Source organism: Arthrobacter sp. R4-81, from assembly GCF_054792365.1.
The window spans coordinates 3,496,344-3,508,009 of the sequence record NZ_CP096445.1 but is presented as its reverse complement, the minus strand read 5'-3'; the positions used below and the strand labels follow the sequence as shown (position 1 = coordinate 3,508,009).

At 63.1% G+C, this 11,666-nt stretch carries 14 protein-coding genes; 5 read left to right on the top strand and 9 right to left on the bottom strand.

Features of this window, described 5'->3' with window-relative positions; genetic code table 11:
• Positions 1-73: 73 nt before the first annotated feature.
• Together M1E05_RS16180 and M1E05_RS16175 are read right to left on the bottom strand one after the other, a co-directional pair.
• Complete coding sequence (locus M1E05_RS16180) at positions 74-406, bottom strand: hypothetical protein (protein ID WP_461163537.1); 333 nt, start codon at positions 404-406, stop codon at positions 74-76.
• Between the two features lie 70 nt (positions 407-476).
• Positions 477-932 carry a hypothetical protein gene (locus M1E05_RS16175; protein ID WP_461163536.1) on the bottom strand — a complete coding sequence of 152 codons (456 nt, stop codon included), beginning with the start codon at positions 930-932 and terminating at the stop codon, positions 477-479.
• Between the two features lie 122 nt (positions 933-1,054).
• On the opposite strand from M1E05_RS16175, the gene M1E05_RS16170 reads away from it, so the two are divergent.
• Positions 1,055-1,381, top strand: coding sequence for an ArsR/SmtB family transcription factor (locus M1E05_RS16170; RefSeq protein WP_458113536.1), 327 nt, complete (start codon positions 1,055-1,057; stop codon positions 1,379-1,381).
• Positions 1,381-2,016, top strand: a complete 636-nt coding sequence (locus M1E05_RS16165; protein WP_461163535.1) for a cation transporter — start codon at positions 1,381-1,383, stop codon at positions 2,014-2,016. Before M1E05_RS16170 ends, M1E05_RS16165 begins: the two co-directional genes overlap by 1 nt.
• Before the next feature lie 54 nt (positions 2,017-2,070).
• Here M1E05_RS16165 and M1E05_RS16160 read toward each other — a convergent pair whose 3' ends face one another.
• The 4 genes from M1E05_RS16160 to M1E05_RS16145 all read right to left on the bottom strand — a co-directional run bounded on the left by M1E05_RS16160 (position 2,071) and on the right by M1E05_RS16145 (position 4,817).
• Positions 2,071-2,916, bottom strand: coding sequence for an HNH endonuclease (locus M1E05_RS16160; RefSeq protein ID WP_461163534.1), 846 nt, complete (start codon positions 2,914-2,916; stop codon positions 2,071-2,073).
• Positions 2,917-2,989: 73 nt separating this feature from the next.
• Positions 2,990-3,610, bottom strand: coding sequence for an L-threonylcarbamoyladenylate synthase (locus M1E05_RS16155; protein WP_461163533.1), 621 nt, complete (start codon positions 3,608-3,610; stop codon positions 2,990-2,992).
• 74 nt (positions 3,611-3,684) lie between these two features.
• Positions 3,685-4,113, bottom strand: a complete 429-nt coding sequence (locus M1E05_RS16150) for a DUF1761 domain-containing protein (RefSeq protein WP_458113540.1) — start codon at positions 4,111-4,113, stop codon at positions 3,685-3,687.
• A gap of 242 nt (positions 4,114-4,355) precedes the next feature.
• On the bottom strand, positions 4,356-4,817 hold the full coding sequence (locus M1E05_RS16145; protein WP_458113541.1) for a DUF4383 domain-containing protein: 462 nt from the start codon (positions 4,815-4,817) through the stop codon (positions 4,356-4,358).
• Between the two features lie 273 nt (positions 4,818-5,090).
• Between M1E05_RS16145 and M1E05_RS16140 the strand changes: the two genes are divergently transcribed.
• Positions 5,091-6,404, top strand: a complete 1,314-nt coding sequence (locus tag M1E05_RS16140; protein WP_461163532.1) for a cell division protein PerM — start codon at positions 5,091-5,093, stop codon at positions 6,402-6,404.
• Between the two features lie 45 nt (positions 6,405-6,449).
• Here the strand turns inward: M1E05_RS16140 and M1E05_RS16135 are convergent, their stop codons facing one another.
• The gene (locus tag M1E05_RS16135) at positions 6,450-6,878 is read right to left on the bottom strand and encodes a hypothetical protein (protein ID WP_458113542.1); all 429 of its coding nucleotides are present in this window, start codon (positions 6,876-6,878) and stop codon (positions 6,450-6,452) included.
• 38 nt (positions 6,879-6,916) lie between these two features.
• Here M1E05_RS16135 and purN point away from each other — a divergent pair, with 38 nt between their 5' ends.
• Entirely contained in the window at positions 6,917-7,510 is a 594-nt protein-coding gene (gene purN, locus M1E05_RS16130; protein ID WP_461163531.1) for a phosphoribosylglycinamide formyltransferase, read from the top strand.
• A 16-nt stretch (positions 7,511-7,526) separates the two neighbouring features.
• Here the strand turns inward: purN and pip are convergent, their stop codons facing one another.
• The gene (gene pip / locus M1E05_RS16125) at positions 7,527-8,489 is read right to left on the bottom strand and encodes a prolyl aminopeptidase (protein ID WP_461163530.1); all 963 of its coding nucleotides are present in this window, start codon (positions 8,487-8,489) and stop codon (positions 7,527-7,529) included.
• A 41-nt stretch (positions 8,490-8,530) separates the two neighbouring features.
• Positions 8,531-9,883: an MFS transporter gene (locus M1E05_RS16120; protein ID WP_458113545.1), complete on the bottom strand. Its 1,353-nt coding sequence runs from the start codon at positions 9,881-9,883 to the stop codon at positions 8,531-8,533.
• A gap of 98 nt (positions 9,884-9,981) precedes the next feature.
• Here M1E05_RS16120 and purH point away from each other — a divergent pair, with 98 nt between their 5' ends.
• Positions 9,982-11,652 carry a bifunctional phosphoribosylaminoimidazolecarboxamide formyltransferase/IMP cyclohydrolase gene (purH, locus tag M1E05_RS16115; RefSeq protein WP_461163529.1) on the top strand — a complete coding sequence of 557 codons (1,671 nt, stop codon included), beginning with the start codon at positions 9,982-9,984 and terminating at the stop codon, positions 11,650-11,652.
• Positions 11,653-11,666 lie beyond the last annotated feature (14 nt).

Genomic DNA, 11,666 nt, shown 5'->3' with positions numbered 1-11,666 from the left:
GGGGTTGGCCTGGGCTGCCGGGCTCAAAAGTTACGCATAAAGAGTGCCGCTTATTCTCTGCGTCTAAGGGCCGTCAGCTTTTTGGGCTGGTGATGGATACGTTGCCGCCGCCCGAGCTCTGTCGAAGGCAGTCTGCGATTCGCTCAGCGTCCTCCTGCGTCGCTGCTTCCTTGAACTTGATGCTCAAGTGCGTCGATGGCAGATTCGCGCTTTCAATTGATTCTTCGATAATTGGGTCTTCCAAACACTGGTCTATTGGCCCTATGCCCCTCGAGTCGAACAGGCTCACGAACCAGCGGTCAGAGGTTCCGGGAGTGATGTCTGTTTCGCCTGGAGCAGTTCCGCAGCCTCCCAAGGCAAGGGTCAACAGGCACAAACCCAGCAATTGATATCTCTGACGCTTCATGGTGAGGCCCCTTCTTTGGAACTTCCAGCGTGACCAAAGCTCATCGGAAACGGCTGGGGTTGGTTTCCTGCTATACGCCGACGACGGCGTACAGGCCGTTCAGTTCCTTGGCCAGGTGTTCAATGTCCCTCGTCGACGGCTGGCCGGTCGCCATTTCGCTGAGATCCACAACCATCCAGTTCTTCCCGTGCACGAGATGGACTTTGCCCTGATGGGAGTCAGACAACATCCTGTAGCTCTCCTGAAGGGCCTTCTGGTCCGTGTAGACGTCTATCTGGACATTTTCAAAGCACAGTGTCTGCGCTGAGGTCAGCGGGACGCCATCACCCATCGGGACAATTGGCTCGCCAACAGGATCCGGCGTGCAGTCCAGTAGCTCATCGACGGCGGCGTAGGCCTCATCGATGGAGCTGAATGCTTGCAGGTTTTCGCCTGGCGTTTGGGCTTGGGCCGCACACCCCGTGAGTGCTACTGCTACAAGAAAAGTCGGTACTGCGATGTCCAGCCAACGCCTGCGTTTCGTCATTTTTATTCCCCCATTTATTGATGGCACTATTCCACATGCGCACGAACAGGTGAAGCCCAAGCTTTACGAAATGCACTGTACAGCTTTGCGTGAATCCAGCCATCCCTGTACGTTTGGCTGTCATGGAGACACTCACGCACTCGGCAGTATTGGCAAGATTCGGATATGCCTTGTCGGACCCGACACGGGCGAAGATCCTGCTGGCGTTGCGGGAGGCTCCTGCCTATCCGAGTGACCTTGCCGAGCTGATTGGGGTCAGCCGCCAAAGCATGTCGAATCACCTGACCTGCCTGCGTGGATGCGGGCTGGTGGTTTCAGCCCCCGAGGGCCGCAAGGCGAAGTATGAACTGGCGGACCCCAAACTGGGCCACGCGCTCACCGACCTGCTCGGCGTCGTTGCCGTGGCGCCGGAGTGCAGCTGCGGCGGCGACTCGAAGGACTGCTGCTGATGAGCGCTGAGGCACTGCACCCGCCGGCATCCACCGTGGAGCGCCGCGCCGTCCTGTCCCGCCGGATCAGGTTCTTTGTCGCGGCAACAATCACCTACAACATCATCGAAGCGGTGGTGGCCATCAGTGCGGGAACGGTGGCCTCTTCTGCTGCCCTTGTGGCCTTCGGTCTTGACTCCATCGTCGAGGTTCTTTCCGCGGCCGCTATTGCCTGGCAGTTCGCCGGCCCGGACTCAGAGGCCAGGGAGAAGACGGCTCTGAGACTCGTTGCCTTCTCCTTCTTCGCGCTCGCCGCCATCGTGACGATCGATTCATCGCGCAGCCTGCTGGGCTTTGCCGAACCGCAGCATTCGCCAGTGGGTATCGGCCTGGCAGCCGTGAGCCTGGCTGTTATGCCCGTGCTTTCCTGGGCTCAGCGCCGTGCCGGACGGGAACTGGGGTCCAGATCCGCCGTGGCCGATTCCAAGCAGACACTGCTGTGTACCTACCTCTCGGCGGTCCTGCTCGCCGGCCTGGTTCTGAACAGCACTCTCGGCTGGACCTGGGCCGACCCCATCGCTGCCCTGGTCATCGCCGGAGTTGCGATCAAGGAAGGCCGTGAAGCCTGGCGCGGCGACTCCTGCTGCCCACACTGAAATGTGTCGCTAAGGCCGGTACGGCTACCGCCGGTATAGCCAAGGCGGGCACGGCTACGGCGGGCCGAGGATTCGCCTGGCCTCGTTCTGCGCCTCCAGCTCCTCGGGGGTCAGGGTTTGGCCCGCGAGGAAACCGGCGCCGGAGATGATCCTCCTCAGCTCGGCGACTGTACGGGGGATGCCCACACCGTGATGGGCCATCGCATGGCAATTGGCACACAGCGGAACGAGATCTGTCACCGGATCCAGCTCGTAGTCCACCCCGAGCTGCGAGACCGGAACGATGTGATGGACGTGGATGAAGTCCTTCCCGATCTCGCCATACGTGATTTCGAAAGAGAGCCCGCAGGCGGCGCAGGCCGTGCCGTGATGGGCAAGGCAGGCACGACGGGCTTCCGGGTCCCTCTCGTAGCGGTTCACCTCGACCCGGCTCAGGGCCTCTCCCGGATATGTCCCAGGCGCAGGAAGGGTGGGATCGGCGATTGGCGGCGGCCCCAACTCGCTCCACAGCAGACGGACTTTCAGCTCCTCGGACGGCTCGATGGTGAGTCCGGAACCAGAAATGCCCTCCCAGGGCACACCCTGGACTGCATCCAGGAGTATCTCCGGGGCAATTTGCTCACCGAAAGGCAAGAACGCGTCGAAGGCGACGTCAACGCTGAGGGACGCCTCGCCAGCAGTGGCGTACGGCTCAGAGAGGATTCTGCCGTGACCAATGAGCCCCCGGCCGAGGCGGCCCTGCAAAAGAAGCCACGCGTCTGCTCCCAGGGGAATGTCCTGGTTCCCGCCCACACTCCAGCTGCGCAGGAACTGGCCCGTTTCGGTCACCTGTTTCCTGACGGCCTCATAGTCCCAGTCGTGCCAGCGATCCGGATTCCATGCCAGGATGACGGCTGTCATGGCTCAACTCTCCACTGCCTCAAATCCAACTCTGCCCCTGATTGAACGCTTCCCCTAAGCGAAACCGGGGCGCCTATTCGAACCGGGATGGATCGCCTGCTCCGCGCCGAACAACTTCCGCGGTTCCTCCCGAAAAGTCCACCACCGTCGTCGGCTCCGTTCCGCAGTCGCCGGAATCAATGACGGCATCAACTTCATTGTCCAGGCGTTCCTTGATTTCCCAGCCCTGGGTAAGCGGCTCCGCCTGGTCCGGCAGCAGCAGCGTGCTGGTCAGCAAGGGTTCCCCCAGCTCGGCGAGAAGGGCGTGGACAAACCTGTGGTTCGGGATCCGGACGCCTACCGTCTTCTTTTTCGGGTGCAGGAGACGGCGGGGAACCTCCCGGGTGGCGGGAAGAATGAAAGTGAAGCTGCCAGGCGTCACAGCCTTGATCTGGCGGAAGACGTCGTTGCCGATGTTCACGAACTGCCCCAGCTGCGCGAAGTCGCTGCACACCAGGGTGAAGTGGTGCTTGCTGTCCAGTTGTCGGATGGTGCGGATCCGGTCCAATGCCTCTTTATTGCCCAGCTGTGCACCAAGGGCATAGCAGGAGTCGGTGGGGTAGGCGATGAGCCCACCGTCCCGGAGCATGTCCACTACCTGGTTAATGGCGCGCGGTTGGGGGTCCTCAGGATGAACATCAAAGAATCTGGCCATGGCACGAGCTTACGGCTGCGCCGCAGTTACGGGCAGGGGGACACGATGGGCCGGCCACGCAGGAAAGAGGACGCTCAGGCTCCGCTGATGCCAAAGAGCCCGATGATGAGGGCCATAACCAGGATGGTTACCAGTTCGTGGGCGCAGTTCAGTACAGTCAGCCCGGCTGGCCGGTTGTCGAAGGCATCGTGGGTGATGAAGCGGGCAGCGGTGAAACCTGCCCACAGAATCGCGGCGGTGATCAGTGAGTTGGCCAGGAAACTGCCACCGTAAAAACCCTGGGCAATGGCAACCGAACCGGCCAGGACCCAGGCCGTCACGAAGCTGACCACGAGGGTTATCGCGATGGGCCGGATGGCATCCCGCGAGTTCCCGCTGGGTTTGACGTTGGCCGTCTTCATCCAGTAATTGCCGAACACCTTGGGGGTATACCAGACGGAGCCAACCACCATGCTGGAAAGCGTGGCCAACAGCACGGCCCAAAAGTTGATCTCTGGAATCATGGCTTGCTCCTTGGATTCGATCTGTATTCGACAACTGCCAAATTCAAACGATGGCGCACTTGCTACCCTGCATAACCCTCATTGTGACTTATTCGGAAGTCTATCCATGCACACACAAAGTCGGTGCAGTTGCCTGCGGGAATCGCAGAACAACTGCACCGACCGGTAGTTACGAACATTTCAGATTGCTATGAATCTTTCCTCATTCGCGGCTCCTTATTCCCGGCTTACGAATATCCGGGTTACCTGCGGTCCTCGGCCAGATGCCGGGAGAGAATCCAGCCGGCGCCAATCATCAAAAGACCCAACACCATGAAGGTCCAGTTGTCAGGGGTGTTCAGCGACAGGAAATTGGCCGCCGAATCCACTCCGACACTAAGCCCGTAAATGCTGAGAACGATGTACAACGCACCAAATCCCATCAGGAAGTTCCGGGCGCCCATACCGCTGCGGCACATTCCCAAACCAATACCGCCGATAACCAGGTGCACGATATTGAGCAGCATGGAAACCTGGAACAGGTTAAGGAACATCGCTTGCGAATCGGGTCCAAAGAACCTTAGTTCGTCGTACTGCGTGGTGATACCCGGGATAAAGCCCAGGATGCCGACCACGATCAAGAGGATACCAACACCCATGCCCACGTTTTGGACGTCTGTTCGTCCAAAATGCATGCCGTGGGCATGTGGGGATGCGGTAGTCATTTCTGCCTCCAACCACTGACTTGCGGACACTACAAGTTTACGGCGCGTGGACGTAAAAAGCGCTGGATAGCGCCTCCTTCGGGACTGCCCGATGGGTACCTCTGCCCAGCGACAGATCCGGTCTCTTCTGCTGGACTGGCGCCGTCACCTGCGCCCACCTGCGGACCGGCCATGGATTCCTGATCAGGGGTGGACACTTACGAACTCTGGTAGTTGCCGGGGGTGCCTGTCGAAACCGGGGGAAGTGCCCCCTACATGGCACGATGGAACACGATGAAACTGCGCGCTGATCAGACCGGAGAACGTGGCCTTCCCATGCCATTGTGGATGCAGGGAGCGCTCGAGTCGGCGCAGGCAGCCATCATTTCAGCGCTGGTGGTGGTTGCACCCATCGTGGCGGTCTGGGCTACGTCCGGCTTCCAAAACTCCGGCTTCGAGGTCCTGGCCCGCCTCGCAGGACAGGCATGGTTGTTGATTCACGGAGTGCCGCTGCACCTCACAACCGTTGAAGGTTCTGTAGCAAGCCAGGCCGACGGCGGTACGCTCTCCTTGACGCCCCTGGGACTGACCCTCATCCCGTTCCTGCTCGCCTGGCGTGCAGGACGCCGCCTCGCCAGAGCCTCCTACACCGATCAGCTGTGGCAGGCTCTGCTGGGCTCCTGGTTGGTATACGGAGCCTTCGGAGCCGCCACCGGTTTCGTGTGCCGGACTGCCGACGTCGCGATCAACCTCTGGTTCGCTGCCCTGATACCGCTTGTGCCTTTCGCCCTGGGCATGGTGGTTGGCGCACGCCGGGAAGCAGGCTCCTGGAGCCGGCTGATCGGCGTCGACGCCGTGGCCTGGATCTCGCGGACCAGCCAGCATTCCCGCTGGGCGGGCTCGTACGTTGCATCAGTCGTCAAAGCCGCCACAGTGGCAGTTATTGCCGCCTTCGCCCTCTCCTCGGCGCTGCTGGCTGTGAATCTGCTGATCCATTGGGACCTGATTATCGCGGTGTATGAAGGGCTCGACGCCGGGGCGATCGGCGGTGCCGTGCTCACCATTGCGCAACTGGGATACCTGCCCAACCTCGCCATCTACGCGCTCGCATGGACGTCCGGCTCGGGCTTTGCCCTCGGGGTGGGATCCCAGGCCGGGCCGCTGGCCACCGCCGTGGGTCCCTTGCCGTCCATTCCCGTTTTCGCCGCCCTGCCTGCGGGCTACCTCGAGTACGGGTTTGTGGCGCTTGTGGTGCCTGTCCTGGCGGGGGTTCTGGGTGGTTGGTGGTTCCTGCGGGCAGGGGAGAACCACTTCGATGAATGGCTGGCTATCAAGATCCGGGCGCGTTGGTTTACTGCCACGGTTTCCACCCTCGCCCTGGGGCCCATGATCGGCGGCGTGGCCGGAGTCCTGGCAGGCGCATTGGCCTGGCTGGCACGCGGTTCCGCCGGGATGGGACGGCTCACCGACATCGGCCCGGACCCGCTGTGGACGGCAGTCTGGCTGGCAGCGGAAGTGGGCGCCGGCGTCGTGATCGGTTACGCGGCAGGACCCTGGCTGGAACGGCAACAGAACGTGCCGGAAGAAGATCTGCAAAGCGCTGTTTAGTGCCTTTTCCCTTCCGGCGATTTGTGCACCAGCAGCTCAAGCCGGTCAGGACATCCCGGGCAGCTTGTTCTCCAGCTCCGTGCGGCACTCAGAGGTGGCCCGCTGGGTCAGGGCTTCACGCTGGCACTGCTGGAAATCGCTGAACTGATTGAAGAACGCGCCCACCATGAGGAGCACCATGACCATGACGCCGGAAACCAGCAGCCCGGTGATGACCCCGAACAGCACCAGCTTGGATTCCTTCCGCGTGATGGCGCGGATCAACACGATGACACCCAGCGCAAGGCTGGCCGCCGTGAGGATGGCCGACAGCCAGACGTAGGCGATATCCAGCTGGATCACGAAGAGGGACCCCAGGACCACCACGATAAAAAGGCGGAAGAGGGTGTGCGTCTTGGCGAGCGAGGCCTGGGCGGCCTCGCTGAGCGGCTGCCTCGCGCGCTGCATGCTGCCGGGATCCTGTGTGGGGTTCATGTTTTCAAGCCTACGCGAGCGGCCCCTAAGCTAGAGCCATGCGCATCGTAGTCCTCGTTTCCGGCACCGGCTCCAACCTCCAGGCAGTCATCGACGCCGTCAAGGCAGGCGAGCTGGATGTCGAGATCGCCGCTGTGGGCGCAGACCGTCCCGGGACCTACGGCGTGGAACGCTCAGCCGCAGCTGGCATCGATACTTTTGTGGTCGATTTCAAGGCCTACTCCGACCGTGCTGAATGGAACGCGGCGCTGACTGACGCCGTCGCCGCTTACAACCCGGATGTTGTGGTCTCCTCGGGATTCATGCGCATTGTGAGCCCGGGATTCATCGAGGCGTTCGAGGGCAAATACCTCAACACCCATCCTGCCCTGTTGCCCGCTTTCCCGGGTGCCCATGGAGTGCGCGATGCCATGGCCTACGGCGTGAAGGTTACGGGCTGCACTGTTCACTGGGCCGATGCCGGGGTGGACACAGGCCCCATCATCGCGCAGGAGGCCGTGGCCATCGAGGACGCCGATACCGAAGAGAGCCTCCACGAGCGGATCAAGCTGGTGGAGCGACGGTTGCTGGTGTCGACCCTGGCCATGCTGGCAGCCGAGCACAAGACCGGCCAACTGGCGCCCCGCAGCTAAACAGCGGGGTTTTCACTCACAAGGGCGAGCCCAGGCGGGCGAAGCGATCCAGGACTTCCAGTACCGTTTCGACCATGGCTGGATGACCGGTACCGTGACCGGCCTCGTCGATCAAATGGAGTTCGGCGTCCGGCCATGCCTGGGCGACGTGCCAGGCGATATCTGCCGGGCCGCTGATGTCCAATCGGCCATGCACCAGTGCGCCCGGGATTCCGGCCAGTTTCCCTGCTTCCCGGATCAGGACGCCATCCTCAAGCCAGGCAGCGTGGCGCCAGTAGTGAGTGACCAACCGGGCGAACACCATCCGGAAATGGGGATCTTCATACCGCGCGTCCGGTCGGTAATTTGGGTGGGTTGCGACATGCGTGTCCTCCCAGCGGCACCAGTCCTTTGCCGCCTGTTTGCGGACCAGAGGGTCGGGATCCTCCAGCAGTCTGCTGTACGCGTCGACGAGGCTTCCGTCGCGGTCTTCGGCCGGAACGCCGTCGCGGAACATAGACCACTCGGCTGGAAAGATGCGGCCCATATCCCGCGTAACCCAGTCCACCTCACGACGGGACGTGCTGGTGACACTAAAAAGCACCATCTCAGAGACGTGGTCAGGATGGGTTTCGGCATAAGCCAGGCCGAGAGTCGCACCCCATGAGCCTCCCAGCACCAGCCACTTGTCGATGCCGAGATGCACGCGCAGCTGTTCGATATCCCGGATCAGGTGATGGGTTGTGTTCACGCTGAGGTCGACGCCGTACTCGCCCGCGTCCGGCTCGCTCCGGCCGCAGCCACGCTGGTCGAACAGGACCACCATGTACGGAGAGGGGTCGAAGAACTGACGCCAGCCAGGGGTGCAGCCGGAGCCAGGTCCGCCATGAAGAACGACGGCGGGTTTGCCGGCCGGATTGCCACAGACCTCCCAGTAGACCCGGTTGCCGTCGCCGACGTCGAGCAGGCCATGGTCGAAGGGTTCACTCAAGGGGTACATAAGGCCGCTCGCTCAGATTGGAGATGGGGGAGAGGGGGCGCTTACTCCAGCCGGCGCTGCTTCGTCTCGGGGGAGAAGAACACCATCCACAGCACGGCCAGCACCACGAGCCCGCCGGCCAGGGCGAACGATGAAGCCAGCCCCAGCTCCGGCCAGAAGTAACTCGCGAAGATCAGCGGGCCCAGGCCCGCCCCCACCCGTGAGAACGTGGACGCCCAGCCGAAGCCGCTGCCGCGCAGTTCCGTCGGGTAGAGCTCGGATACGTAGGCGTACAGGACGGGGATGGCCACCTGCACCACAAAGCCGAAGGCCAGCAACCAGAACACCGCCGCCGAGGGAATGTCCACCACAAACGCCACAATCACCAGGATCAGAGCCGACAGCGGCCCCGTGATGGCGAGGATCCATTTGCGGCCCACCTGTTCTACGAGCGCTGCCGCCACCACTACACCGAGAAGTCCGACGGCGGCCATTCCCGCCGTCGTCAGGAACGCCTTGTACTCCTCGAAACCGGCGCCGATCAGGATCCGGGGCATCCAGGTCAGCGACAGGTAGTACACGAGGAGGATGCTGAAGAACAAAGCCCAGGCCGCCGTCGTGATTTTCCAGTTGAACTGCCACACCAGGCGCAACTGCTGCCAGGCGCTGCCGGCGGAAAGCCGTGGAGCTTCCTGGGCATCCGGAAGGCTGTAGGCGCGCTGCTCCGCGCCGGTTGCGAGCACTAGGTCGTCGATGACCTTTGCGGCTTCCTCGCGCCTGCCCTTGCGGATGAGGAACAGCGGGGATTCGGGGACGCTGCGGCGGACCCAGAACACGAGGAGCGCCGGCAGCACCATGACAAGCATGGTGAGCCGCCAGTCGGCGAAGAGGGCGATCAGTCCGGCCGAAACAAAGCCGCACAGAGCCGCGCCGATGGGCCACCAGCCGTCCATGGCCGTGAGGACCTTGCCGCGCTGCTTCCGGGGCGTGAACTCACCCACCAGCGCGTAATCCACGGGAATGCAGCCGCCCAGGCCGAAGCCGGCCATAAACCGGAACGCGCAGAACCACACGAAATCAGGGGAGAAGGCGCCCAGGACGGTGAAGAGCGAGAAGATCAGCAGGGTCGCGGTGAAGGCCTTCTTGCGGCCGATCGTGTCCGCGATGGTGCCCCAGGCGAAGGCGCCCAAGGCCATGCCGATGAGGTTGGCGGTGCCGATCCAGGCGGCTTCACCGGGAGCCAGGGCCCAGTGCGTGGAGAGGAGCGGAATGAGGATTCCGTTGAGGGTGACATCCCAGGCATCGAACATAAAGCCCAGGCCGCCAATCAGGAAGATCCGGCCCTGTACTTTCCAACGCCACGGCAGTTCCTGGACCACCTGTTCGCCGCTGGGCACAGTGGTGTAAGTATTCATCTCTCGGCCTCCTCCAAGGAGAACTTTACGTTGCGGATGAGCGGGCCCCGCAACACGATAAACTGGCTTCATCCCACCCACATACGACGGAGACTTTTGTGAGCTTCACGCAGCTTGACCGTGTTCCCATCCGCCGAGCCCTCATCTCGGTCTACGACAAAACCGGTCTGGAGGAGCTCGCACGGGGCCTGCACGCAGCAGGCGTCACCCTCGTATCCACCGGCTCCACCGCCAAGAAGATCGCCGCCGCAGGCATCCCGGTGAAGGAAGTCGAAGAAGTCACCGGTTCGCCGGAAATGCTGGACGGCCGCGTCAAGACCCTGCACCCCCGCGTGCACGGCGGCATCCTTGCCGACCGCCGGGTCCCGGCCCACATGGAAACCCTCGCGGGCATGGAGATCGAAACCTTCGACCTCGTCGTCGTGAATCTCTACCCCTTCGTGGAGACCGTGAAGTCCGGTGCGGCACCGGACGACGTCGTGGAGCAGATCGATATCGGCGGTCCCGCCATGGTGCGCTCGGCCGCGAAGAACCACGCCGCCGTCGCCATTGTGGTTGACCCGAAGTTCTACGGCGACGTCGTGGCCGCGGCAGCCGACGGCGGTTTCGACCTGAAGACCCGGCGCCGCCTGGCCGCCAAGGCCTTTGCGCACACCGCCTCCTATGACAACGCGGTGGCCACCTGGACCGCCAGCCAGTTCTTGGATGAAGACGGCGACGGCGTGATCGACTGGCCTGCCTACGCCGGCCTTTCCCTGGAACGCTCAGAGGTGTTGCGCTACGGCGAAAACCCGCACCAGCAGGCCGCGCTCTACGTGGACAAGGCAGCTCCCGCCGGCATCGCCCAGGCGGACCAGCTGCACGGCAAGGCCATGAGCTACAACAACTTCGTGGACGCCGACGCCGCCCTCCGCGCCGCCTACGATTTCGCCGAGCCGGCCGTGGCCATCATCAAGCACGCCAACCCGTGCGGTGTCGCCGTTGGTTCCGCCGATTCGGCTGACCCGCTCGCCGACGCCCACGCCAAGGCCCACGCCTGCGATCCGGTGTCCGCGTTCGGTGGCGTAATCGCCGCCAACCGCACCGTAACCGCAGGCATGGCCAAGACCGTCGCAGGCATCTTCACCGAGGTTGTCATCGCTCCGGGCTTCGAGCCGGAAGCCGTGGAAATCCTCTCCAAAAAGAAGAACATCCGCCTGCTCGCCCTGCCGGAGGGTTACGGCCGCTACCCGAGCGAAATCCGTCAGGTTTCCGGCGGCGTACTCGTCCAGGTCACCGACAAGGTGGACGCCGACGGCGACAACCCCGCCAACTGGACCCTCGCCGCCGGTGAGGCAGCCGACGAGAAGACCCTGGCCGACCTCGCCTTCGCCTGGACCGCCTGCCGCGCAGCCAAGTCCAATGCCATCCTGATCGCGTCCGACGGTGCCGCCGTCGGCATCGGCATGGGCCAGGTCAACCGGCTTGATTCCTGCCGCCTCGCCGTAGAGCGGGCCAACACTCTGGGTGTCAGTGTGCAGTCGGATGTCGAAGGGGCCGGGGGCGCCTCAAACGCCGACGCCACTGGAGCGCCGGAACGTGCCCGCGGGGCCGTGGCTGCTTCAGACGCGTTTTTCCCCTTCGCTGACGGCCTGCAGATCCTGATCGACGCCGGCGTCCGCGCCGTCGTCCAGCCCGGCGGTTCCGTCCGGGACGACGAGGTCATCGCCGCGGCCAACGCCGCCGGCATCACCATGTACTTCACCGGCGCCCGCCACTTCTTCCACTAATCCCCACCGCCTCC

Coding starts and splice junctions, on each gene's coding strand:
- M1E05_RS16180 (WP_461163537.1), bottom strand. CDS start 406: ATGAAGCGTCAGAGATATCAATTGCTGGGTTTGTGCCTGTTGACCCTT.
- M1E05_RS16175 (WP_461163536.1), bottom strand. CDS start 932: ATGACGAAACGCAGGCGTTGGCTGGACATCGCAGTACCGACTTTTCTT.
- M1E05_RS16170 (WP_458113536.1), top strand. CDS start 1,055: ATGGAGACACTCACGCACTCGGCAGTATTGGCAAGATTCGGATATGCC.
- M1E05_RS16165 (WP_461163535.1), top strand. CDS start 1,381: ATGAGCGCTGAGGCACTGCACCCGCCGGCATCCACCGTGGAGCGCCGC.
- M1E05_RS16160 (WP_461163534.1), bottom strand. CDS start 2,916: ATGACAGCCGTCATCCTGGCATGGAATCCGGATCGCTGGCACGACTGG.
- M1E05_RS16155 (WP_461163533.1), bottom strand. CDS start 3,610: ATGGCCAGATTCTTTGATGTTCATCCTGAGGACCCCCAACCGCGCGCC.
- M1E05_RS16150 (WP_458113540.1), bottom strand. CDS start 4,113: ATGATTCCAGAGATCAACTTTTGGGCCGTGCTGTTGGCCACGCTTTCC.
- M1E05_RS16145 (WP_458113541.1), bottom strand. CDS start 4,817: ATGACTACCGCATCCCCACATGCCCACGGCATGCATTTTGGACGAACA.
- M1E05_RS16140 (WP_461163532.1), top strand. CDS start 5,091: ATGAAACTGCGCGCTGATCAGACCGGAGAACGTGGCCTTCCCATGCCA.
- M1E05_RS16135 (WP_458113542.1), bottom strand. CDS start 6,878: ATGAACCCCACACAGGATCCCGGCAGCATGCAGCGCGCGAGGCAGCCG.
- purN (WP_461163531.1), top strand. CDS start 6,917: ATGCGCATCGTAGTCCTCGTTTCCGGCACCGGCTCCAACCTCCAGGCA.
- pip (WP_461163530.1), bottom strand. CDS start 8,489: ATGTACCCCTTGAGTGAACCCTTCGACCATGGCCTGCTCGACGTCGGC.
- M1E05_RS16120 (WP_458113545.1), bottom strand. CDS start 9,883: ATGAATACTTACACCACTGTGCCCAGCGGCGAACAGGTGGTCCAGGAA.